The following is a 22,054-nucleotide window of genomic DNA, read 5'->3' as shown; positions in this document are numbered from 1 at the left end:
ATGACGCGCGCGGGCCGCGCAACGGTTTTTTTTAAGGGCTTTTCATCGGCCGCCCGTTGCTTTGGGCGGTGTTTTGGCCCCTGAACGACGGGCCCATTACTCTCGACGAGGTGTTCATGCTCCATCGCACCCGCGAAGACAGCCTGCATGAGCCGCCGGGCGGACTCTCCGATCGCACGGCGCGCAAGGTGCGCGAGGCGCTCGACGGCCGCCGGCGCGGCGCCGCGCTGCTGCTGCCGCTCGCGGGGCCGGCCGTGATCGTCTCGGTGGCCTACATGGACCCGGGCAACTTCGCGACCAATATCCAGGCTGGCGCGCGCTACGGGTATGCGCTGCTGTGGGTCGTGCTGCTTGCGAATCTCGTCGCCATGCTGTTCCAGGCGCTCTCCGCGAAGCTCGGCATCGTCACCGGCTGCAATCTCGCGCAACTGTGCCGCGCGCACCTGCCCGCGCCGCTCGTCTGGCTCATGTGGATCGTGAGCGAGATCGCCGCCATGGCCACCGATCTCGCCGAATTCCTCGGCGGCGCGATCGGGCTCGCGCTCCTGCTGCATCTGCCGCTCATCGCAGGCATGGCCGTCACCGCGCTCCTCACCTACGGCCTGCTGCTCTTCGAGCGCGCGGGCTTTCGGCCGCTCGAACTCGTGATCGGCGCGCTCGTGGGCGTGATCGGCCTGTGCTATCTGCTGGAGCTGTTCATCGCGCCCGTCGACTGGCGCGGCGTGTTCGGACATCTGGCCGCGCCACGCCTGCCCGACGCGCAGGCCGTGACGATTGCCGTGGGCATCGTGGGCGCGACGGTCATGCCGCATGCGCTGTTTCTGCACTCCGGGCTCACCCAGGCGCGCGTGCGCCCGCGCAACGCGCACCAATGCACGCGCCTGTTGCGCTTCTCGAACATCGAGGTCGCGATCGCGCTGTCGTTTGCCGGGCTCATCAACATGGCGATGGTCATCATGGCGGCGGCGGCCTTCCACCTGGGCCACGCCGACGTCGCCGAAATCGGCACCGCCTGGCACACGCTCGCGCCGCTCTTCGGCATGGCGGCGGCCAGCATTTTTCTCGTTTCGCTGATCGCCTCGGGTCTGTCGAGCTCGGTGGTGGGCACCCTCGCGGGCCAGATGATCATGCAGGGTTTCGTGGGCTTCCAGATTCCGCTGTGGCTGCGCCGCGTGGTGACGATGGCGCCGAGCTTCGCGGCGGTGGGCCTCGGCGTGAACGCCACCGAGGCGCTCGTCGCGAGCCAGGTGGTGCTGAGTTTCGCGCTGCCGTTTCCGATGGCCGCGCTGGTCTGGTTCACGAGCCGGCGCGACATCATGGGCGTCTGGCGCAGCGGCCCGGCGCTCGCGTGGCTCGCGGTGCTAGGCGCGGCGGCCGTGCTCGCGCTCAATGCGCTGCTGCTGGCGCAGACCTTCGGCATGAAGGTGCCGGGGCTCGCGTGACGATACGCGTGAAGCAACGCGTAATGCATCATGTGAAGCCTCGCGTGAAGCAATGCATCAAGCAGGCATTGCACGTGCGTGCGCGAACCATCGTTCGCCGACCGCGCGGTCGGTCTGCCAATGCTTGCGCAAAAGTCCGCATCGAACGTGCAAACTCGCGCGAAACCATGCAACATTAGCCTTTTTCACCGCGCCACAACCGAGCGACCCGCCATGACGAATCAGCCTGCCCACGCCGCGCCCGAACTGCCTGTCGACATGATCATCTTCGGCGGCGGAGGCGACCTGGCCGCGCGCAAACTGCTCCCCGCGCTCTACATGGCGCACCTGCACGGCAACCTGCCGCCCGACACGCGCATCATCGCCGTGGGCCGCAAGAACTGGAGCATCGACGATTACCGCGCGTTCATGGAAGAACAGTCGCGCCCGTTCATCGACGCCAAGGCATTCGATGAACAGGCCTGGGTCCGCTACCTGGATCTGTTCCAGTATGTGATCATCGACGTGAACGCACCCGGCGATTACGAACGCCTCGCCGAGGCCTCGCGCAAGCACGCGCTACGCGTGCTCTATCTCTCGACGTCGCCCGAGCTGTTCACGACGATCTGCGACAACCTCTCGAGCGCGCATCTGCTCGACAAGCATTCGCGCGTCGTGCTGGAGAAACCGCTCGGCCACGATCTCGCTTCGGCCAAGGAGATCAATGCCTCGGTGGGCCGCCACTTCGCGGAGTCGCAGATCTACCGGATCGACCACTATCTGGGCAAGGAAACGGTGCAGAACCTGATGGTGCTGCGCTTCGGCAACCCGATCTTCGGGCCGCTGTGGCAAGCGCCGTATATCCGCAGCGTGCAGATCACGGTGGCGGAAACGGTGGGCGTGGGCAGCCGCGCGGGCTTCTACGACCACACCGGCGCGCTGCGTGACATGGTGCAGAACCACCTGCTGCAACTGCTGTGCATCGTGGCGATGGAGCCGCCCGTCTCGCTCGACCCGGACGCCGTGCGCGACGAAAAGCTCAAGGTGCTGCGCTCGCTGCGGCCGATGTCGGTGGCCGACATTGCGCGCGACACGGTGCGCGGCCAGTACGCGGCGGGCGCCGTGGACGGCCAGCCGGTAATCGGCTACCTCGAGGAAGACAACGTGCCGGCGGGCAGCAAGGCGGAAACCTTCGTGGCGCTGCGCGCGCACATCAACAACTGGCGCTGGGCCAACGTGCCGTTCTTCCTGCGCACCGGCAAGCGCATGCAAAAGCGCCAGTCGGAGATCGTGATCGAATTCGCCGACCTGCCCTTCTCGATCTTCCCGAGCGGGCCGCGCAACTACGGCAACCGCCTCGTGATCCAGCTTCAGCCCGAGGAGTCAATCCAGTTGCAGATGCTCGCGAAAGAGCCGGGCAGCGGCATGAACATGCTGCCGGTGAGCCTGAATCTGGATTTGCAGCAGGCCATTCCCGAGCGCCGCGCGGAAGCCTATGAGCGCCTGCTCGTCGACGTGATTCGCGGGCGCCTCACGCACTTCATGCGCCGCGACGAACTGGAAGCCGCCTGGAGCTGGGTGGAGCCGATTCTCGATGGCTGGAAGGAGCTCAACGACCGTCCGCGCATTTATACCGCGGGGACTTTCGGGCCGGCGGCTTCGTCGGCGCTGCTGGCGCGCGAGGGGATGTCGTGGGCTGAGGAGGCTTGAGTTTGTTTTGAGAGAGAGTCCTGTTCCGCTGATTCGCGAACGAAATCCTATAGCTTTTTCGAGGATGGAATCGTGTGAGGCGGTTCAGGCATGTCGAGTTGGGGCACGATATACCTCCTTCGGATCAAATACAGTGCTTGCCATCGCGACCTGAATTGACGCAGCAGTCCGGACTCAATCGACGGGAAAATAACGCCTTGGGGGGACGCTAATCCATCCGCCGCGGGCGCCGCTGTCCAATCTATCAAGCACAAACATCCCGGTCGAAACGTTGTTCGCACCCAATTCCAGCAAATAGGTCAGACCGTCCCGCTTTAATCCCCTGAGAACAATATCTTCGCCCCTTCCTGCATATGAGTAGTGGCCGATCAGACAGCCACCAACGCTGCCCAGCGTGAAATTGATGTTGAGCCTGTGAGCCACCCGTGCCTTACCGGAAATATCACTAGTAGGAATTGTATCTTGAGCGAAGCAGTCAAAATTTCCTTCAAACACTACTGTTTTCGCCTGCAGGTCGCCAGTCAGCAAGAAGCGCTTGCCATCTGCTCCAGGAATCAGTTCATAGCCAGCGACGGAAAACAGTGTCTTGCCCTGCTTGTCATAAGCCACAATCTTTTGCTTCCGCGTGTCGGACGCACCATCTGCAGCACATCTGGCGATTCGATAGTTGCTGTACTCAAACCCAACCGCGTTCGAGCAAGTTGCAGCAGGGATTTCTTTCAGCCACACATGATCTGCACCATAGTGCTTTAATCCGTTGTCGTTGATGGCCGAGGAGACATCCAACTTGCCCAGCTCCAGCTTTGCGCAGGAAGTCCCAACGGATATCGTTTCGTCTACGGAGTCATATATGGATTTATATATGCAATCAACGTAAAAACGTCCGTCAGCTTTTCTGATAGGCGCAATCATGTGAAATTTGTTTCGCGACCCGTCTGAATCTATTTCGATGGCCAGACCACCACCCGTCAGGGTGATCACGTTTGAAGACAGCGCAGGCTGGTCGACAATCAAATTATCGAATTTCCCCACCAGCTTCGCGTCTTCATAAATCGCCACCGTGCCCGCATGCCCCTGCTGAGACACGATCGCCTTATCGGCGTGACCATCATGGCCGATATCAACGACAAGTGTTTCTGCCGAAACCAACCCGGACGTGACGACCATCATCAATATAACTACCAAGCTTCTCAGCATTTCGTTGACTCGAGTATTTTTTTGAATCGAACAGCAAAATCTGCAATCGTTTCTGCTTGATCGTGGCCGTTGATGATTTTCCTTGCGTTGTAGTAATCCTGCTTTTCGTCGCTCACGTAGTCAGACAACTTCCTACCGGTGAAAAGCCCCGTTTCCATACCGTATACGGTTGCCCAGGCTGCGATGGCTGGCTCTTGCATACGATCGGGATTGTTGACCAAGTCGACATCCACCCTTTTTCCAACGGCCCGATATGAGTTCTTCCATGTAACCTGAACATATCCTCGGCCACGGTATTTGTAACCATCACCTTGTTCCGTATTGCCGTTGCTCACTGCTCTTTCCCTGCGCTTTTCGGTGTCCGCCAGGACCGGATCATATTTATCGAAATAGTGCACCGCCCCGCTCTCAGATGTAGGTTCGAAGTAAATGAACATCTTCAGGTCTTTGTGGTATTTCTTTGTTTCAAGTCGAGCGGTAGCCAGCATATAGGCAATGTAAGGAATGTTGCATTTGCCACTCTGGTATTTTTTGTAGTAATCAAGGATGCCCTGAATGAGGATTCTCAGATGTTCTTTCGACGTAGCATCCAGCGGATGCGTACCCGATTCAAACGAGGTATGTTGAGCCTCGTAGGCCTGCAAAAACGCATCGATATTGATGCAATTGCAGTTACACACAAAATTCCCCACCACCCCCACCGGATGAAAATGCCACGGCGTCGGCTCTTGCGGAAATCCCTCGACGGAAGTCACCTGCTCCCACCACTGCAGCTTGCCGATCCGCTCTATCTCGGACTGCCACAGCCACAGCAGATTCTTCATCAGCGGCGACATCTCTTCCCACTTGCCCATCCCGCCGCCCCATTCGGTTTCCGAGCGCACCACCAGATGCGTGATCGCCTCGGCCATCCACGGGGTTTCCCGCGCCTGCTGCAACTCGTACGCCGTCACCTTGCCGTCGTGGTTCGTATCAATCGCCTTCTCCAGCTTGACGATCAGATCGCCGGCATTCACCTTCAGCGCGCTCGGCTCGAACGCCGTCTTGTCCTCGTCGGCCAGATACTGGTCCGTGACATGGAGGTGCCGTTTGAACAGGTCGACCGGTCTGAAGCTGATGTTGTCGATGAGTTCGAACCCCGGCCAGTCCCACGGGCCACACAGGCGCGCGAGCGGATGATGTGCCTCGCACACCCAGCCTTGCAGGGTTGAGCCATCCTTCGTCCCGATCGTGATGTTCCACCAGCGCAGCCCCTTGTCGTCGACGGCGACATTGCCCGCGCCCAGCCGGTCCAGATCGGTGCGCCGGAATACGTCGCGGAAGTCCGCGCCTGGGCCTTTCGCATTGGAGATATTCAGCGGGAAATCCGACCATCCCTTTACGATGCCGGTTGCCGTTGTGTTCGCGAGTTGGGCTTCCACCCACACCGGGGAACCGGCGTTCGTCAGCGTCGGGGTTGGGCGCTGGCCCCGGTGTCCTCCACGGGCGGGCATCGTCACCGTCTTCGGCTGGACCCTGACCCATCGCGAACCCTCCGCCTTGCCCACCGGCATGAGCTTCAGGCCACCTGCGCTCTGGGGCAGCGTCCGGTCCGGCTCGGGGATCTCCATGACGAACCGCGCACCGGGCGAAATCTCCAGAAACGTCTTCGCCGCCGGCAACGCTTTTGCGCGTGCGCGGCTCTTTTCGATGAACGCCGGCAATTCCGGGCCCGCGAATACTTCGAGATGCAGCAGCGGCCGGGTCGGCTTCGGCGGCAGCAGCTTCGCTTCCGTGTAGCGCACGTAGTGGCCCATCTGGCCCACCACGTCGCCGGCCTTCACGGGATACGGCTGTTTCAGCACCACCACCGTATCGAGTGGTTTCGGATCGAGAACCGCATCGAGTTCCTTCGCATACACCCAGCTCCACCGTGCATGCTCCGATACCCGTTGGCCGGCAATCGGGGCGACCGGCTCGCCGCTTCTGAGCGCCTTGATCTTTCGCCAGCCGGGATGTCTCTGGTCCGATTCGGACAGCAGGAGTTCAGCGCCACGGGGCAGGATGCCGATAACCCTGCCGTTCGCCAGGTCGCGAATGTGGATGCCCTTCACGGGCACGGGGGGCGGCGTGTTGTCAACCGGCTGGACTACGGGCGGCTGGGGTGGAACGACGAAATCCGCATCGATGAATTCGCCAAGCAGGTCCCGGTTCGCGATGTCCACCGGCACGGGCTGCGGCGGCTTGGGTTTCGGCAGCGTTTGCATGTCGTTCGACCTGTCGCCCACGCGGTAGTAGCGCTCGCCTTCCCAGAACGGCATCGGCTCCAGGTGCGGTATGGCCGGATCAGGTTGTTTCTTCGCAGCCTGATAGCTGTTCCAGTCCATCAGGTGCATGTACAGGCTGAAGAACGTCAGCGTTTCGTCCGACGCGGGCTTGCCCGTAACACCAGGCGCCGGCGGCAACGGCAGCCTGTGACGGATCAGCACGAAGCCCGTGGAGTAGAGTGCTTTTCGATTGTCCCGCCAGATCTGTTCGGGATACTTACTGTCGAGCCGGTAGGCCACGATCTCGCCGTCGGCGATGGCGCGCACGCCTTCATCCTGATTGAGCATCGCGGCGGTGTTGCGGTCGAAGTGCACGCCGCCGTGCCATATCCCGCTGACGCCAAGCGGATAGAAACCGTCCTCGGCCTTCGCCAGCGCCTTCATGTACGTCAACGGGTCGGTGGCGCCACCATTGCCGGACGGCGTGAATGGAAAGGCCCAGTTCAGCGGCGTATAGGCGGGTGCTGGCGATGCTGTGGGTACAGGAGGAACGCGCGTGCTCATGGACTTTGAACCTGTGGCCGCAGTGCGACCGGGTTCAACATCGTAATCGGGTCCCTGCCCCCGAATATTGACGAGCCTCTACCTCATTGTGGATGAGCGTGAACTACTGAACGGCCCTCGGACGTTATGCACGCTGATACGTGGCCAAGGAAACCCGCAAAAAGAACTCGGCTTGGGTAGCAGCTGACATGCTGGCGCCAATTACCGATGAGGTTGGATTGAACATCCTGGGAAGATCCGGTGCGTCACGAACGCCCGCGCCGCTCGCCATCGTCGCGCGCTTGTGCGCCCTCCGCGCCCGCGCGGTCGGGGCGGCACAGATCGAGCCCCGCAAACACCAGCACGCCGCTTAGCGCCATCATCGGCACCGAATGGCGGCCCAGATACAGAATCGCGGCTGCAAGCCACGTCGAAACAAAAAAAGCAGCTATGCGCCGCATGTTGAAACTCCCAAACTCATGATGTGCGCGGCGCGTCAGCCAAGCGTCGCGCGCACCGTGCGTAACCGGCTCACGGTATCCACGAATGCCTCGCCGCCCAGCGAGCGCTTGATGCGGCCGGTGACCTGCGCGCTCGCGTGATTGAGCGCCTCGCGTATCGAGCTCGCCTGTGCGGTAGGCACGATCGCCACCTCGCGCTGGTCGCCGGCAGTGCGCTGGCGCGCCACGTAGCCGCGCGCCTCGAGCCCGTCGAGCACGCGCGTGGCCGTGGGCCGCGCAATCGAGAGCAGATCCGCGAGTTCGCGCTGCAGCGAGCCGGGCCGCTCGAGCACCGCGCGCAGCATGAAACCTTGCGGCGGCGTCAGGCCAAAAGGCTCGAAGGCCTCGGACCATTCCCGTTCCAGCCGTCGCGCGAGCGCCGACGTATTGAAGTAAAGACACTGATCGAACATGGCTACAGGATAAACGGTTATCGTTAGCCATGCAATCAATCCGACACGATAAGTCCCTGATTCAGGCTATTTTCGAATTCTTTCGATGCGATGTTCTGCTTCGGTCGTAGCACCCCCCACCTCACAATTAATACGTTATACGAACTGTATAACCGCCCATCTGCGCGCGCCTGAAGGACTTCCCATAAAATCGAACGACCGGACGAATTATTTGCAGATCCGTTATGATGGAAGCCAATCGACATCGCCTCACACCACTCCAACGGAGACATCCATGCAGATGCGTTGTTATTGCGTGACCCACCATGGCCAGCCGCTAGAACTCGTGCAGCGTGAAACGCCTCAACCCACGGGCACCGAAGTGCTTGTGCGCGTGAAAGCCGCGGGACTCTGCCATTCCGACCTGCACATCTGGGAGGGCTACTACGACCTGGGCGGCGGCAGGAAGCTCTCGCTCGCCGACCGCGGCATCAAACTGCCGCTCACGATGAGCCATGAAATATGCGGCGAAGTGGTGAGCGCCGGCCGCGAGGCCGGCGACGTGAAGACCGGTACGATGGCGGTGGTGCATCCGTGGATCGGCTGCGGGCAATGCGTGGCCTGCCTGCGCGGCGAGGAAAACATCTGCACGAAGCCGCAGTCGCTCGGCGTGATGCGCGACGGCGGCTTTGCCGATTACGTGATCGTGCCGCATCCGCGCTATCTGGTCGATCTCGGCGGCCTCGACCCGGTGAAGGCCGCGCCGCTCGCATGCGCGGGCGTGACCACGTACTCGGCAATCAAGAAGTTCGGCGCGCGCATTCATGACGAGCCGGTCGTGATCATCGGTGCGGGCGGGCTCGGCATGATGGCCATCGAGGTGCTGAAGGCGCTGGGCGCGAAAGGCGCGATCGTGGTGGACGTGGACGCCGCCAAGCGCGAGGCCGCGCTCAAGGAAGGGGCGCTTGCCGTCATCGATGCGCGCGCACCCGACGCCGTCGAGCAGGTCGTCAAGGCCACCGGCGGCGGCGCGCGCGCCGTGCTCGACCTCGTGGGCGCGACGCCCACGGTGAAGCTCGCGCTCGATGCGTGCACGCGCGGCGGGCATGTGGTGATCGTCGGGCTGATGGGCGGCGACATCACGCTCTCGCTGCCGATCATCCCCATGCGGCCGCTGAAGATCGAGGGCAGCTATGTGGGCACGCTGCCCGAATTGCGCGAGCTGGTCGCACTGATGCGCGAGGGCAAGATGCAGCCCTCACCGGTGTCGAGTCGGCCACTCGGCGAAATCAACGCGGCGCTCGAAGCGCTTGCGCAAGGGAAGGTGGTGGGGCGTCAGGTGCTGATACCCTGAAGGCCGTCCGGGCGTTGCGGTAATGAAGCAAGGGGCGCACAAAGCGCCCCTTCTCTGCATCCACGATTTATTTCGGATCGCAAATCATTTATGGATTATCAATGCCGGCTTAGCGCGCGGCATCGCCCAGACGATACGCAGCGCTCGCCTCGTCGAGTTGCGTTTTCAGCGCGGGATCGAGTGCGAGGTCGACTGCTGCGATCGACGCGTCAAGCTGCTCGGGCCGGCTCGCGCCAATGAGCACCGACGTCACGAGCGGATTGGCCAGCACCCACGCCACCGACGCGGTCGTGAGCGACTGCCCGGCCTGCGCGACGATGCCGCGCAGCGTCTCGATGGTCTCGAACTCGCGCGCATGCCAGTAGCGCTCGTGATACATCCTCCCGGCCACGCCCACGCTTTGCGATGTTCCCGATGCACAGTGACGATGAACTCGCAGAACTGGCTGACGATATCAAGCTCAATGGCCTGCGCTATCCCGTCACACTCGGCATTGCCGTAGTGGAGGAAGGCACCGAGCCGACCTTGTGTGTGGTGGCCATTGCGATCAGCCGCAGGCAATCGTAGCCAACCGCAGGCAGCCGCAAGCACGCGATTCCCCGAACAGGCCGGTCCGTCCCGCTCTAATCGCGCCGTTGCCCGCGCACCGCCTGCCGTAAGCTCGGAGCATCCCATTCTGTTTCTCAGCCCACCGTGACCCCGACGCCCACCGACTCGCCCCTCCACGCCGACCGCCAGCAGGAAGCGAGCGCACTGAGCGCGCAAGGCCGCTTCGCCGAAGCGCTCGCCATGCTCGCGCCCCTCGTCGGCGACCGCGCGCGCGCGGACGACGCGGATCTCGCCGACACGCTCCATCTCGCGGCGCTATGCGCACTGGGCGCCGGCAAGACCGATGCCGCGCATGCGCTGTGGCAGCGCTGCATCGACGCAAAGCCCGCGTTCGTCGATGCCTGGCACGGCCTGGCCGCGATGCTCACCGCGCTCGGCCAGTGGGCTGCCGCCGAAATGGTCTGGCGGCAACTGACCGCCGTGGCCCCCCATCACGCGGATGCGCACAGCAATCTCGGCATCGTGCTGCATCGGCTCGGGCGCACGCAGGAAGCTGAGCTTGCCTGCCGCATGGCGCTCGCGCGCGAGCCGGGGCACGTGGACGCGCATTACAACCTCGGCGTGGTCCTGCACGACGCGGGCCGCCGCGACGAAGCCGAAGCGTCCTGGCGCGCGGCGCTCGAGCACAACCCGCGCCATGCGCGCGCGCACAACAATCTCGGCACGCTGCTGCGCGAGCGCGGCCAACTCGAAGCCGCGGAAGAGGCCTGGCGTCAGGCCCTGCTCGCCGAGCCGCAATACCCCGAGGCGCTGAACAACTACGGCGCGCTGCTCAAGTCGCTCGGCCGGCTCGTCGAGGCGGAACTCGCATGCCGCCTCGCGATCCAGATACGGCCCGACTATGTCGATGCGCTCAACAACCTCGGCTGCGTGCTCACGGAACTCAAGCGCCAGCCCGAAGCCGAGCGGCTTTATCGGCAAGCGCTCGCGTTGCGCCCCGACCATGTCGAAGCGCATTACAACCTCGGCGTCGCGCTGCAACAGCTCGAACGCTACCCCGAAGCCGAAACGGCCTGGCGCACGGCCCTGCGGCTCGCCCCGGCGCACGCGCAAACGCTCAACAATCTCGGCTGCATGCTGGGCACGCTAGGCCGTCTGCCCGAAGCGCTCGCGATACTTCAGCAGGCGCTCGAATGCGACGCCCATCTCGCGCAAGCCCATTTCAATCTGGGCGGCGTCCTGAAGGAGCTGGGCGCGCTGGAAGAAGCCGAAGCCGCATATCGCCGCGCAATTGCACTCGCACCGGCTTACGGCGATGCCGTGTTTCGCCTCGCCACGCTGCTCATCGCCATGGGCCGCTACGAGGAAGGCTGGCGCCTCTACGAACGGCGCTACGAAAACACCGGCTTCGTGCATTTCGCCTCGCGCGGGATGCTCAGCTGCGCGCATTGGCAAGGCCAGCCGCTGGCCGGCAAATCGCTGCTGCTGTGGCAGGAAGACGGCCTCGGCGACATGCTCCAGTTCGCCCGCTACGCGCGCCTCGTCAAGGCGCGCGGCGCGACGCGGGTGGCGTTCGGCTGCGTCGACGCCCTGCATCGCGTGCTCGCGGGCGTCGAAGGCATCGACGCCGTGCTCACTCACGCCGAAGCCGTCGCGCGCGCCGCCGGGTTCGACTACTGGGCGAGTCCGCTGAGCCTGCCGCTGCATCTCGCCACGACCCTCGACACGACGCCGCCGCCCACCCGCTTCGCGCTCGACTCCGGGCTCGTACGCAAATGGGGGGCGCGCCTCGCGACACTCGGCGCCGGCCCGCGTATCGGGCTCGTGTGGAAAGGCAATCCGCAGCACCATAACGACACGCATCGCTCGATTCCCTCGCTCGCGGCGCTCGCGCCGCTCTGGAGCGTGCCGGGGCTGAAATTCGTGAGCCTGCAAAAAGGCGCGGGAGAAAACGAAGCGGAAGAGGCGAACGAAGCGCAGCGGCCGATCCTGCACCTGGGGGGAGAAATTGCCGATTTCGTGGATACGGCCGCTATCGTCTCGCAGCTCGATCTGCTGATCTGCGTGGACACTTCGACGGCCCATCTGGCCGCCTCGCTCGGCACGCCCTGCTGGGTGATGCTGCCGCGCCGCGACGTCGACTGGCGCTGGCTTCACGCACGCGAGGATTCGCCGTGGTATCCGCAGACGGTGCGACTGTTCCGCCAGTCCGTCGACGAAACATGGCACGCGCCGGTCGAGCGCGTGCGGCAGGCGTGCGTGGAGCGCTTCAGCCGGTAGCGCCACCCGCGCCCGGCCCGCTTGCGTCAGTCCCAGATATTGCGGAACGCCACGGCCGCGATCACCGGCACGCACAGCACGAGCGGGATCGCGAAATAAGGCATCTCCCGGTCGACTTCCCAGCTGTAGATCAGCCAGCCCAGGCCTACGGCGAGCGTGAGCAACCCAACGAGCACGGTTAGCGTGTTGAGCACCCAGGTGGGCGGCTGCTTGCGCTTGTTCGGGTCTTGCGCGGGAGACGATTTCATTGGGGCTTGAGTGCTGCGTTGAGCGCCTGGGCGTCCCGGCGGGGACGCCGATGAGTCAATTTTACGCTCGAAGCTTGACCGCAAGTGAATGGGGACAGGTCCGGACCGGACACGAGAGAGGCGCATTTCCAACGCCGGAAAAGAAAAAGCCCGCCTGAGCAGGCGGGCTAAATCCATATCAGGAGGAGACATGGAGGAGACGAGACCATTCTAGGGTTTTCCCCAGGCATTTGCAAGCACTTTTTTGCATTACCCCAGAGGTAATCGATTCGCCTCGCGCGCCGCCCTATTCTCGCAGGCGGCTCCCACCCATTTCCCAGCCTCCGCGAGGACATCATGACCGCCTACGCCATCGCCCATCTGCACCAGACCGAACTGTGCGCCGATATCGTCGAATATCTGGAGAAGATCGACGCCACGCTCGCGCCGTTCGGCGGGCGCTTCATCATCCACGGCGGCCCCGTGGAGCGGCTCGAAGGAAAGTTCAGGGGCAATCTGATCGTGATCGAATTCGACGACCGCAAGCGCGCACGAGCGTGGTATTGCTCGCAAGCCTATCAGGCCATCTTGCCGTTGCGCACGCAGCACTCGAGCGGCGAGGTGTTCATCGTCGACCAGGTTGCGCAGCCGCACCGCGCCGCCGACGTGCTCGCGGGCGTGCCCATGCCCGCAACCGGCGTCGCCCCCTGATGCCCTGCCGGGGCGACACGGTTCAGGCACAGGCGCCCGCGCGCTCCTTAGTGCGGCGGCGCGTTGACCACCACGTATTGCACCGTAGTGCCCGAGTATTGCGGCTGATACCACGTCGAACCGCATTGCTGGTACGTCACGCCGTTGACGGTCATGGCCGAGCAACTAGGCGGCAAAGTGTGGACGATGGAACCGATCACGGCCGCTGTGCCGACCACCGCCGTGGTCACGGCAGCCGCCGTTGCCACCGGATGGTCGTTGTACCAGCTGTTGTGGTTGTCGTTGTAGTTATTGGCGACATTGGCCCGGTTATTGCTGACGTTGTTCGCGACATTCGCGCGGTTGTTGCTGATGTTCGTCGCCGCGTTGGCCCGGTTCGCACTGGTTTGCTGCATGGTGTTCTGGCGATCGGCCGAGCGCGCGGTGCGGTTCTCTTGCCGGGTCTGGACATTGGCCGGATTCGCGCCTCCTCCGTTAGCCCCGCTCACCGATGTCCGCGCGCCGCCTCGAGTCTGAAACGCGCCGGCGGTCGTTGCCACTCCCGCCGCTAACAGCGCGGCGACCGCTGTCATCAAGAATTTTTTCGAGTGCATGGTGATCCCTGTATGAAAATATTATTGGGCGGCGCTGGATTGCACAAATTTGATCTGATGTGCATTTTCAGGCGGCTTGAATTTAAATGTCGCCGGTGTGATCTCGGGTTTGAGATTCCAGCGATACACAGCCGTATATTGGGGTCGCTCCTTGTCCGCCGACGTCACGATATTCAACTTGCATGGCAGCGGCTGCTCGCCTTTCTGAATCCAGATTTGCCAATCGATATGCTTTTGATGATAAGCGTAATGCGAACAGGTATTTCCGCTTACCACTTCGTCGCCTACATATACCGCTGAAATCACATCGGCAAAGGCTGCCGGATCCGCGCCCAGCGAGAAGATATCGTTCAGCGGCAATTCAACGCCATACCTGGACTCGAGATCGCCGATCAGTTCCTTGATCGTCGACGGCGCGGGGACCGTTGCGTAATAGTTGGCCGGCTCCGTATAGAGCGTGAAGGTCTTGCCGTCATAAATCGCGTGGCGGCTGTTGCCGGGCGCGCCGCCAACGATATCCGCCTTGAGGGAATCGGGGCGGCTCACGGTCATCTTCGTGTTGTGCGACATCTGGATCAGTTGCGTCGTCGGACCATCGACCATGATCTGGTCCGTCGTCGAATCGACATCGAGAGCGAATTGCTTGACGGTTTGCAAGTAATTGTTCATTTTGACCAGCGCATCGATTGCCGCCGGATCCGGCTTATGCGCGGCAGACGGTGCGTTTGCCTTTGATGCCGCCTTCGATGCCGCCATTGCGGCACCTCCCGAAGCACATAATGCGCCAGCAATCGCAGCGGCAAGTGCCAACCTGGTAAACTTTTGCGTCACGCTTCTTCTCCTTTAATTGGCCTGGCAGGCCGATTTCGCAACGTTGAGCTTCAACCCCTGAATAGTCGTTTGTGCCGCGGAACAACAGTGTAACTTTACTTCCGTTTCGTGAATTTCATCACCAATGCATTCGGGCAAGTTTCAGGCACGCGAGCACGTATTTAATTAATCGGCGCTACTGTAAAGATTCGCACTCGAACCGCAAATACATCTGTGCCGGTGCGCGAATATGCATGCCGGCCGCAAGCATAGCGTCTGAGCCATTTCACGGGTTTGCGTCGACTCAAATGAAGCGGCGGTCGAGCAAGGCCCGCTGTCGCTTGCGTCACGCTATCGAACTGGTGCAGGGCAGAATGCCCGTGGTCCGGGGGGACACGAGCCTGCAGAATGCGCGCGGCGATGGCAGAATGGACGGCTCTCAGGCAGTTCCCGGCCACGGCGCCTCCCGCGTTGCCGTGCGCGGCGCCCGCTTCCCACCGTTGCACCGTTGAAGAGGATTGTTCGATCATGAGTTCCAGCGTGAAGCCTTATCCGGATACCCAGATTTACGTCGATGGCGCGTGGCGCGCCGGCGCAAAGAAGATTGCCGTGATCGACCCCGCCACCGAGGCGGAGATCGGCCGCCTGAGCCTCGCCAGCGAGCAGGACCTCTCGGACGCCGCTTCCGCCGCCGCACGCGCCTTCGCCACCTGGCGCAAAGTCTCGCCGCTCGAACGCAGCAAGCTGATGCGCCGCGCCGCCGATATCCTGCGCGAGCGCGCCGGCGACATCGCTGCGATCATGACGCGCGAGCAAGGCAAGCCGCTAGTCGAAGCAAAGGGCGAAACGCTCGCGGGCGCCGACGTCATCGACTGGTTCGCCGAAGAAGGCCGCCGCACCTACGGCCGCGTGGTGCCCTCGCGCACCGACGCGGTCCGCCAGATCGTCACGCGCGAACCCGTGGGCCCGGTCGCCTGCTTCACGCCCTGGAACTTCCCGCTCAATCAGGCGGTGCGCAAGGTATCGGCCGCGCTCGCATCGGGCTGCACCGTCGTGCTCAAGGGACCGGAAGAAACGCCCGCGAGCTGCGCGGCGCTGGTGCAGGTGTTCATCGACGCGGGCCTGCCCCAGGGCGCGCTCAATCTCGTGTTCGGCGTGCCTTCGGAAGTGTCGTCGTATCTGATCGCGCACCCGGCCATCCGCAAAATCTCTTTCACGGGCTCCACGCCCGTGGGCAAGCTGCTGGCCTCCAAGGCCGGCGAGCACATGAAGCGCGCGACGATGGAGCTCGGCGGCCATGCACCCGCCCTCGTGTTCGCCGACGCGGATATCCCGCGCGCCGCGAAGCTGCTCGCAGGAGCCAAGTTCCGCAACGCGGGCCAGGTATGCATTTCGCCCACGCGCTTCATGATTGAAGACGCCGCGTACGACGAGTTCCTCGAGCACTTCGTGGCGGCCACCAAGGCCATCAAGGTGGGCAACGGCCTCGCCGAAGGCGTGCAGATGGGTCCGCTCGCGAACGACCGGCGCCTTGCCGCCATGGAGCGCCTCGTGGCCGACGCGCGCGAGCACGGCGCAAAGGTGCTGACCGGCGGCGAGCGCGTGGGCCGCGAAGGCTACTTCTTCGCGCCCACCGTGCTGACCGATGTGCCGCTCTCCGCGCGCATCATGAATGAAGAGCCGTTCGGCCCGCTCGCGCCCGTGACGCGTTTCTCGCGCTACGAAGACGCCGTGGCGGAAGCGAACCGCCTGCCCTACGGCCTCGCCGCGTATGCCTATACGCGCTCGAGCGCGACCTCGGCGGCGCTTTCGGAAGACATCGAGACGGGCATGCTGTCCATCAACCACCATGGGCTCGCCCTGCCCGAGGTGCCGTTCGGCGGCGTGAAGGACTCGGGCTATGGCTCGGAAGGCGGCACTGAAGCCATGGAAGCGTATCTCGTGACCAAGTTCGTCACCGAGCATCGTTGATAGACGAACGCGCCGCGCACGAGGGTTTCGCGCGGCGCGCTGCAGTACATGAATGCGTTAGCGTGCTAGCACATTAGTTCGTGTACCTAAACATGTGCATCGTGCCCCACGATCGGCGGCACCGCCGGCCCCATGAATTCCTCGCGCAAGGCGTCTCGCGCACTCCTCCTGCGCACCCAGAGCGCCGTGAGAATGGGCACGAGTATTGCCGTGACCAGACACGCGGTAGCGACCATTGCCGTGGCCGCGGGCACGAGCGGCCTGAAGCGGGGAATCATTTCGCCGATGATCGCGGGATTCGCCACTGCGGCGCCTGCCGTGGACGACGCCGCGAGTCCCGCCGCCCCGTTGCCGCCCGCGATCCAGCGGTCGGCGAAAATCAGCGGAATGCCCGTCACGACGATCACGCCAAGCCCGAGCACCACGCCCGCAAAGCCACTCTTCACGATCACGTTGAGATCGATGCCGTTGCCGAGCGCGAAACCGAAAAACGGAATCAGCGGATGTACGCAACGGCCGAACAGGTCGCGCAACTCGTGATCGAGGTTGCCAAGCACGAAGCCCACGACGAATGGCAGCACCGCGCCCACGAAGAGCCTCGGTTCGAAGAACGCCACGCCCGTTGCGCCGAAAATGATCATGCTGACGAGCGGCCCCGATTCGATCGACATGAGCACGAACGCGCCCGCCTCTTCCTTGGTGCCGTACTGCTGCATGACGGCGGCATAAAGACCGCCGTTGGTCATATCCATCGAAGTCGTGATCGCGAGCACCGATAGCCCCGCGAAAAGACCGGCCTTGACGCCATCCACCGGAATGAAGCGCGCTGCAATCAGCGTGGCGACCCACGCCACTGCCATCTTCGTCACGAGCAGCGTGCCCGATTTGCGCAGCACTGTGCCGGTTGCGCGCAGGTCGATGGTCGCGCCCATGCAGAAGAACCAGACCGCGAGGATCGGCACGGTTCCCGCGATCAATCCATTGGTGAATGAACCAAAGTACTTGCCGGCGCCGGGCGCGAACGTGTGAACACAGGCGCCGAGTAGCAACGGCACCAGCATCAGGCCGCCTGGTATGCGATCGATGGCCTTCTTCAGCTTCATGCCTCCTCCTTGAACTTCACATCGCTTCGCCGGATCGGCACTCAAGTGCATGGCGTCCGGCTTGTGGTCGAGATGCTCCCTTCGAGAAAAGAATAGCAGCGTAAAAGGAACATCGTTCCGATTTCTCATTCAGCTTTCGTCAACGTATACCCGCGTATTTATTGGATTTTCCCATTATCTGGGCTGCTTGCTTGAGAGGCTCGCTATGGCAGCGCACCGTTTCGGACCGATGTTCCGAAAATTTAGATCTGCACTATAGTCAATCCAATCGGGCGCGAGCGCGCCTTTCCATTCAACGGAGAGCCTGCATGGAAGTGCGACAAAGCATCAACAGCGAATATGCAAGGACGCTGGACACCGAAGGACTGCGCAAGGCATTTCTCATCGAGCGGGTTTTCGAGCGCGACGCGTTGCGCCTCACCTACAGCCATGTCGATCGCATCATCGTTGGCGGAGCGTTTCCCGTCACACGCGCCGTGGAAGTGCCAGCGTCGCTCGGCCAGTCGATCGGTGTGGGCCATCTGCTGGAGCGGCGCGAACTGGGCGCGATCAATATCGGCGGGAATGGCTGGGTGGACGTGGACGGCGCGCGCCACGCCGTGCGCAACGAGGAAGCGATCTATATCGGCAAAGGCGCGCGGAATCTCGCCTTCGGCAGCGACGAAGCCGCGCGCCCGGCGAAGTTTTATCTGAACTGCGTGCCTGCGCACGAAACGCACCCCACCCGCACGATCACGCTTGCACAAGCGTCGCCGCAGACGCTGGGCGACCGCGCCACGAGCAACCGGCGCACGATCTACAAATTCCTCGTGCCGGAAGTTCTGTCCACATGCCAGCTCTCAATGGGCGTGACGAAGCTAGAACCCGGCAACCTTTGGAACACCATGCCGTGCCACACGCACGAGCGGCGCATGGAAGTGTATTTCTATTTCAACCTCGCCGACGACGCAGCTGTGTTTCACATGATGGGCGAGCCGCGTGAAACGCGGCACCTGATCGTGCACGATGAACAGGCCGTGATTTCGCCGAGCTGGTCGATTCACTCGGGTGTCGGCACGCGCGCCTATACGTTCATCTGGGGCATGGCCGGCGAAAACCAGGTATTCAGCGACATGGACCATGTCGGCGTGCGCGATCTGCGCTGATCGCACGCACGCTTTCTCATCGGAAATCAGGAAAACTTTCGTCCGCCGCATCGTCTTTCGCAAGGCACCGAGCCCATGGTATTCAGCACCGTCAATCCATTCGACCTCAGCGGCAAGGTCGCGCTCGTCACCGGCTGCAACGCCGGCCTCGGCGCCGGCATGGCCACCGCACTCGCACAGGCGGGTTGCGATATCGTCGGCGTGAGCCGGCGCGGGCCGGGAAACACGCCGGCGAGCGTGGCAGCAACCGGACGCCGCTTCATCGACGTGCGTGCCGACCTCGCTTCCATCGCGCCTGTCGAGGACATCGTGCGGGCCGCGCTCGAAGCCTGCGGGCGCATCGATGTGCTCGTGAACAACGCCGGCATAATCCGCCGCTGCGACGCACTGGAGTTCGCGCCAGACGACTGGGATGCCGTCATGAACGTCAACCTCAAGAGCGTCTTCTTCCTCGCCCAGGCCGCTGCACGTCAGTTCGTCAAGCAGCAAAGCGGCGGCAAGATCATCAACATCGCTTCCATGCTGTCGTTTCAGGGAGGCGTCCGCGTGGCTTCTTACACGGCCGCCAAGAGCGGCGTGGTCGGCCTCACGCGCCTGCTCGCGAACGAATGGGCGCCTCGCGGCATCAACGTGAACGCGATCGCGCCAGGCTACATGGCCACCGCCAACACCACGGCACTGCGCGAAGATGCTGAGCGCAACGAGGCAATCATCGGACGAATTCCGGCTGGCCGCTGGGGCACGAGCGCAGACCTCGCGGGGCCAGTGGTATTTCTCGCTTCGAGCGCGTCGGACTACGTGCATGGACATACGCTCGCGGTGGACGGCGGTTGGCTGACCCGCTAGCGGGCGCGGGACGCGGTATGCTTGACGCACCACCCATCGACACGGACCAGGAACAATGGCAGCAACGGGCAAAGGCCGACGCAGCGCGCAAGGCGAGCGCGCCACGGCGCGTGCGCACAGCAATACGACGGGCGCAATGAACGAACTCGACGCCGGCGGCGAGAAAGGCGAATCGGCCTCGTCGATCGGACGCGTCTTTGCCATTCTCGGCGCGCTCGGCGAACGCGGGCCGATCGGCATCAGCGAGCTTTCGCAACGGCTCGCGCTCTCGAAGACCACGGTGCACCGGGTGCTGCAAACCTTGAAGGCACTCGGCTATGTCGCCCAGGAGGTGGAAACGGACCGCTACCGCCTGACGATCCGCCTCTTCGAACTCGGCGCGCAGGCGCTGGAGAGCGTGGATCTCGTGCGCGAAGCGGACATCGAGATGCGCCGCATCGCGGCCATGACGCGCGAAGCCGTGCATTTGGGCGCGTTCGACGAGGACGCGATCATCTACATCCACAAGATCGATGCCGACTACGGGCTGCGCATGCAATCGCGCATCGGCCGGCGCAATCCGCTGCACAGCACCGCGATCGGCAAGGTGCTGCTCGCCTGGATGGACCCCAAGGAGGCAGCGGAAACCCTCTCGCACGTGGAATTCCGGAAGCCGACGCAGAAAACGCTTTCTTGTGCCGATGCGGTGCTGAGCATTCTTCCGCACGTGCGCGAGCAAGGCTTTGGTGAGGATAACGAAGAACAGGAGGAAGGCTTGCAGTGTCTCGCCGTGCCAGTGTTCGACCGTTTCGGGCGTGTCGCCGCAGGGCTGTCGATTTCGTTTCCGACCATGCGCTGCGGTGCCGATACGAAACCGCATTACGTCGCGCTGCTCAAACGCGCGGGCGCGGCGATCTCGGCGCGACTGGGCTATCACGAGCCGGCGGCGCGCGAACACACCGCCGCCGAGCCCGGCTGATTTCCGATGAGCGCCACCGCGCTCAGCTTGCGTTGCTGCACCAGCCGAGCCCCAAGCTTTTCTGAAGCGAAACAAAATCCTTGAGCAACTGCGCCTGCCCCGCAATCACATCTTGCTGCGCGAGGAATTCGGCGCGCTGCGTGTCGAGCAGATCGACGAGCGTCGACGCCCCGGCACGATAGCGCGCGCGCATCAGCGTGGCCGAACGCTGCGCCGAGTTCTGCACCTTTTGCAGCGTCAGCAGATGCTCGCGCTGGTAGCCATAGCGCGAAAGCGCGCCGTTCGCGTCCTGCAGCGCGGCGAGCACGGCCTTTTCGTAGCGCGCCTCGGCTTCGTCGCGCGCGGCCTCGGCGCCATGCACTGCGCCCAGCGTGCGGCCGAAGTCGAACACATTCCACTGCAGATAGGGCACCCCCGCCCAGCTGAAGTTGTTCTTGCGCATCAGATGGCCCGGGTCGGCGGCCGTGAAGCCCAGACTGCCGAATAGCGTGAGTTTGGGCAAAAAGTCGGCCACGTGCTCGCCGATTTGCGCATTGCTCGATGCCAGCCGGCGCTCGGCCGCGCGGATATCGGGGCGCTGTGCGAGCATCGTCGTGGGGTCGCTCACGGGCACCGAAGCAGGCAGCGACGGCAGCGCACGCGGCGCGGCCAGTTCGGCATCGAGCGCGCCGGGCGCCTTGCCGGTGAGCACCGCCAACTGGTCGAGCGACATTTCCACCTGTGCCGCAAGCGGTGCGAGCGTCGAGCGCGTGGTCTCGACCTGGGTGGTCAATCGCTCGACATCCACCTCCGCCGCGGTTCCGCCCGCGCGCCGCTGCTCGGTCAACGTCAGCATCTGCTGCTGCAAATCCGCATTGCGCTGCGCAATCGCGAGGCGCTGCTGTTCGTCGCGCAGATCGACGTAAGCCTGAACCACTTCGGCCGCGAGCGAGACTTGCACATCGGCGAGATCGGCCTGCACCGCATCGGCTTCGTCGCTTGCCGCCTCGACGGCACGACGCGTGCCGCCGAACAGATCGATCTCCCACGATGCGTCGAAGCCGGCCGTGTAAAACTGCAGCGGGCCGCGCCCCGCCCCGGAGCTCCCGGGCTGCGGCGAGAATGCGTTGAGATTGGGTTCGCGCAAGCGCGGCGCGGCGGCGTTGGCCGAGATCTTGGGCAGCTCCGCAGCGCGCTGCTGCTGCAACTGCGCGCGCGATTGGCGCAGCCGCGCCTGGGCGGCGCGCAGATCGGGATTGTGCTCGAAGGCAGCGGCAACCAGCGCATTCAACTGAGGGTCGTCGAACGAGAGCCACCATTCACTGGGCGCGCGTTCGGGCGTCACGCCCCGCGCAGGCGTGCGAACGAAGGTGGCGGCGCTGACCGCCTCCGGCTCGACCTCCGGAGCACCGCGATAGTCGGGGCCCACGGTGCAGGCTGCGAGCGCACACGCGGCAGCCAGCACCGTCAGTACCGTAAGCGGCGCGATTGCGGATCGGGAAGAGCGAATTGCCGTCAT

At 63.5% G+C, this 22,054-nt stretch carries 20 protein-coding genes; 10 read left to right on the top strand and 10 right to left on the bottom strand.

The annotated features are described in order from the left end of the window. The first annotated feature begins 116 nt into the window (after positions 1 to 116). Together PWP93_RS34435 and zwf are read left to right on the top strand one after the other, a co-directional pair. A complete protein-coding gene (locus PWP93_RS34435; protein WP_421048002.1) occupies positions 117 to 1,442 on the top strand; it encodes an Nramp family divalent metal transporter in 1,326 nt (441 codons plus the stop codon). Positions 1,443 to 1,655: 213 nt separating this feature from the next. Next, entirely contained in the window at positions 1,656 to 3,131 is a 1,476-nt protein-coding gene (gene zwf / locus PWP93_RS34430; RefSeq protein WP_421048001.1) for a glucose-6-phosphate dehydrogenase, read from the top strand. A 174-nt stretch (positions 3,132 to 3,305) separates the two neighbouring features. On the opposite strand, the gene PWP93_RS34425 is transcribed toward zwf, so the two are convergent. From PWP93_RS34425 to PWP93_RS34410, 4 genes are all read right to left on the bottom strand, one after another. Beyond that, complete coding sequence (locus PWP93_RS34425) at positions 3,306 to 4,328, bottom strand: hypothetical protein (RefSeq protein ID WP_421048000.1); 1,023 nt, start codon at positions 4,326 to 4,328, stop codon at positions 3,306 to 3,308. Further along, positions 4,322 to 7,138 (bottom strand): glycoside hydrolase family 19 protein, encoded by a 2,817-nt coding sequence (locus PWP93_RS34420; protein ID WP_421047999.1) that lies wholly within the window; start codon positions 7,136 to 7,138, stop codon positions 4,322 to 4,324. Before PWP93_RS34420 ends, PWP93_RS34425 begins: the two co-directional genes overlap by 7 nt. Positions 7,139 to 7,383: 245 nt before the next feature. Continuing rightward, the gene (locus PWP93_RS34415; RefSeq protein WP_421048091.1) at positions 7,384 to 7,578 is read right to left on the bottom strand and encodes a hypothetical protein; all 195 of its coding nucleotides are present in this window, start codon (positions 7,576 to 7,578) and stop codon (positions 7,384 to 7,386) included. 35 nt (positions 7,579 to 7,613) lie between these two features. After that, complete coding sequence (locus PWP93_RS34410; RefSeq protein WP_421047998.1) at positions 7,614 to 8,030, bottom strand: MarR family winged helix-turn-helix transcriptional regulator; 417 nt, start codon at positions 8,028 to 8,030, stop codon at positions 7,614 to 7,616. Between the two features lie 280 nt (positions 8,031 to 8,310). On the opposite strand from PWP93_RS34410, the gene PWP93_RS34405 reads away from it, so the two are divergent. Next, positions 8,311 to 9,363 carry an alcohol dehydrogenase gene (locus tag PWP93_RS34405; protein ID WP_421048083.1) on the top strand — a complete coding sequence of 351 codons (1,053 nt, stop codon included), beginning with the start codon at positions 8,311 to 8,313 and terminating at the stop codon, positions 9,361 to 9,363. 109 nt (positions 9,364 to 9,472) lie between these two features. Here PWP93_RS34405 and PWP93_RS34400 read toward each other — a convergent pair whose 3' ends face one another. Beyond that, the gene (locus PWP93_RS34400; RefSeq protein WP_421025573.1) at positions 9,473 to 9,754 is read right to left on the bottom strand and encodes an aldo/keto reductase; all 282 of its coding nucleotides are present in this window, start codon (positions 9,752 to 9,754) and stop codon (positions 9,473 to 9,475) included. Between the two features lie 23 nt (positions 9,755 to 9,777). On the opposite strand from PWP93_RS34400, the gene PWP93_RS34395 reads away from it, so the two are divergent. Together PWP93_RS34395 and PWP93_RS34390 are read left to right on the top strand one after the other, a co-directional pair. Then, positions 9,778 to 9,930: a hypothetical protein gene (locus tag PWP93_RS34395; protein WP_421047997.1), complete on the top strand. Its 153-nt coding sequence runs from the start codon at positions 9,778 to 9,780 to the stop codon at positions 9,928 to 9,930. A 126-nt stretch (positions 9,931 to 10,056) separates the two neighbouring features. Further along, entirely contained in the window at positions 10,057 to 12,192 is a 2,136-nt protein-coding gene (locus PWP93_RS34390; RefSeq protein ID WP_421047996.1) for a tetratricopeptide repeat protein, read from the top strand. A gap of 26 nt (positions 12,193 to 12,218) precedes the next feature. Here PWP93_RS34390 and PWP93_RS34385 read toward each other — a convergent pair whose 3' ends face one another. Continuing rightward, positions 12,219 to 12,440 carry a hypothetical protein gene (locus tag PWP93_RS34385; RefSeq protein WP_421025576.1) on the bottom strand — a complete coding sequence of 74 codons (222 nt, stop codon included), beginning with the start codon at positions 12,438 to 12,440 and terminating at the stop codon, positions 12,219 to 12,221. A 336-nt stretch (positions 12,441 to 12,776) separates the two neighbouring features. On the opposite strand from PWP93_RS34385, the gene PWP93_RS34380 reads away from it, so the two are divergent. Next, positions 12,777 to 13,130 carry a DUF1330 domain-containing protein gene (locus PWP93_RS34380; RefSeq protein ID WP_421025577.1) on the top strand — a complete coding sequence of 118 codons (354 nt, stop codon included), beginning with the start codon at positions 12,777 to 12,779 and terminating at the stop codon, positions 13,128 to 13,130. A 47-nt stretch (positions 13,131 to 13,177) separates the two neighbouring features. Here PWP93_RS34380 and PWP93_RS34375 read toward each other — a convergent pair whose 3' ends face one another. Then, on the bottom strand, positions 13,178 to 13,702 hold the full coding sequence (locus PWP93_RS34375) for a hypothetical protein (protein WP_421027014.1): 525 nt from the start codon (positions 13,700 to 13,702) through the stop codon (positions 13,178 to 13,180). Positions 13,703 to 13,744: 42 nt separating this feature from the next. Next, complete coding sequence (locus PWP93_RS34370) at positions 13,745 to 14,554, bottom strand: DUF2092 domain-containing protein (protein WP_421025578.1); 810 nt, start codon at positions 14,552 to 14,554, stop codon at positions 13,745 to 13,747. A 507-nt stretch (positions 14,555 to 15,061) separates the two neighbouring features. On the opposite strand from PWP93_RS34370, the gene PWP93_RS34365 reads away from it, so the two are divergent. Beyond that, entirely contained in the window at positions 15,062 to 16,504 is a 1,443-nt protein-coding gene (locus PWP93_RS34365) for an NAD-dependent succinate-semialdehyde dehydrogenase (RefSeq protein WP_421047995.1), read from the top strand. 86 nt (positions 16,505 to 16,590) lie between these two features. Here the strand turns inward: PWP93_RS34365 and kdgT are convergent, their stop codons facing one another. Then, positions 16,591 to 17,607 (bottom strand): 2-keto-3-deoxygluconate transporter, encoded by a 1,017-nt coding sequence (kdgT, locus tag PWP93_RS34360; protein WP_421047994.1) that lies wholly within the window; start codon positions 17,605 to 17,607, stop codon positions 16,591 to 16,593. A gap of 308 nt (positions 17,608 to 17,915) precedes the next feature. Between kdgT and kduI the strand changes: the two genes are divergently transcribed. From kduI to kdgR, 3 genes are all read left to right on the top strand, one after another. Further along, a complete protein-coding gene (gene kduI / locus PWP93_RS34355; protein ID WP_421047993.1) occupies positions 17,916 to 18,752 on the top strand; it encodes a 5-dehydro-4-deoxy-D-glucuronate isomerase in 837 nt (278 codons plus the stop codon). Between the two features lie 75 nt (positions 18,753 to 18,827). Then, positions 18,828 to 19,598: a 2-dehydro-3-deoxy-D-gluconate 5-dehydrogenase KduD gene (gene kduD, locus PWP93_RS34350; protein ID WP_421047992.1), complete on the top strand. Its 771-nt coding sequence runs from the start codon at positions 18,828 to 18,830 to the stop codon at positions 19,596 to 19,598. Positions 19,599 to 19,653: 55 nt separating this feature from the next. Continuing rightward, positions 19,654 to 20,556, top strand: a complete 903-nt coding sequence (kdgR, locus tag PWP93_RS34345) for a DNA-binding transcriptional regulator KdgR (protein ID WP_421047991.1) — start codon at positions 19,654 to 19,656, stop codon at positions 20,554 to 20,556. Positions 20,557 to 20,578: 22 nt separating this feature from the next. On the opposite strand, the gene PWP93_RS34340 is transcribed toward kdgR, so the two are convergent. Then, positions 20,579 to 22,054, bottom strand: coding sequence for an efflux transporter outer membrane subunit (locus PWP93_RS34340; RefSeq protein WP_421047990.1), 1,476 nt, complete (start codon positions 22,052 to 22,054; stop codon positions 20,579 to 20,581).

It is taken from the genome of Paraburkholderia sp. A1RI-2L (assembly GCF_048957375.1).
Lineage (GTDB): Bacteria > Pseudomonadota > Gammaproteobacteria > Burkholderiales > Burkholderiaceae > Paraburkholderia.
This window is presented reverse-complemented; position numbering and strand designations above follow the sequence as displayed.

What these genes read in the sequence shown, in the direction of transcription:
- PWP93_RS34435 (WP_421048002.1), top strand. Translation starts at nt 117, where the DNA reads ATGCTCCATCGCACCCGCGAAGACAGCCTGCATGAGCCGCCGGGCGGA.
- zwf (WP_421048001.1), top strand. Translation starts at nt 1,656, where the DNA reads ATGACGAATCAGCCTGCCCACGCCGCGCCCGAACTGCCTGTCGACATG.
- PWP93_RS34425 (WP_421048000.1), bottom strand. Translation starts at nt 4,328, where the DNA reads ATGCTGAGAAGCTTGGTAGTTATATTGATGATGGTCGTCACGTCCGGG.
- PWP93_RS34420 (WP_421047999.1), bottom strand. Translation starts at nt 7,138, where the DNA reads ATGAGCACGCGCGTTCCTCCTGTACCCACAGCATCGCCAGCACCCGCC.
- PWP93_RS34415 (WP_421048091.1), bottom strand. Translation starts at nt 7,578, where the DNA reads ATGCGGCGCATAGCTGCTTTTTTTGTTTCGACGTGGCTTGCAGCCGCG.
- PWP93_RS34410 (WP_421047998.1), bottom strand. Translation starts at nt 8,030, where the DNA reads ATGTTCGATCAGTGTCTTTACTTCAATACGTCGGCGCTCGCGCGACGG.
- PWP93_RS34405 (WP_421048083.1), top strand. Translation starts at nt 8,311, where the DNA reads ATGCGTTGTTATTGCGTGACCCACCATGGCCAGCCGCTAGAACTCGTG.
- PWP93_RS34395 (WP_421047997.1), top strand. Translation starts at nt 9,778, where the DNA reads ATGCACAGTGACGATGAACTCGCAGAACTGGCTGACGATATCAAGCTC.
- PWP93_RS34385 (WP_421025576.1), bottom strand. Translation starts at nt 12,440, where the DNA reads ATGAAATCGTCTCCCGCGCAAGACCCGAACAAGCGCAAGCAGCCGCCC.
- PWP93_RS34380 (WP_421025577.1), top strand. Translation starts at nt 12,777, where the DNA reads ATGACCGCCTACGCCATCGCCCATCTGCACCAGACCGAACTGTGCGCC.
- PWP93_RS34375 (WP_421027014.1), bottom strand. Translation starts at nt 13,702, where the DNA reads ATGACAGCGGTCGCCGCGCTGTTAGCGGCGGGAGTGGCAACGACCGCC.
- PWP93_RS34365 (WP_421047995.1), top strand. Translation starts at nt 15,062, where the DNA reads ATGAGTTCCAGCGTGAAGCCTTATCCGGATACCCAGATTTACGTCGAT.
- kdgT (WP_421047994.1), bottom strand. Translation starts at nt 17,607, where the DNA reads ATGAAGCTGAAGAAGGCCATCGATCGCATACCAGGCGGCCTGATGCTG.
- kduI (WP_421047993.1), top strand. Translation starts at nt 17,916, where the DNA reads ATGGAAGTGCGACAAAGCATCAACAGCGAATATGCAAGGACGCTGGAC.
- kduD (WP_421047992.1), top strand. Translation starts at nt 18,828, where the DNA reads ATGGTATTCAGCACCGTCAATCCATTCGACCTCAGCGGCAAGGTCGCG.
- kdgR (WP_421047991.1), top strand. Translation starts at nt 19,654, where the DNA reads ATGGCAGCAACGGGCAAAGGCCGACGCAGCGCGCAAGGCGAGCGCGCC.
- PWP93_RS34340 (WP_421047990.1), bottom strand. Translation starts at nt 22,054, where the DNA reads ATGACGGCAATTCGCTCTTCCCGATCCGCAATCGCGCCGCTTACGGTA.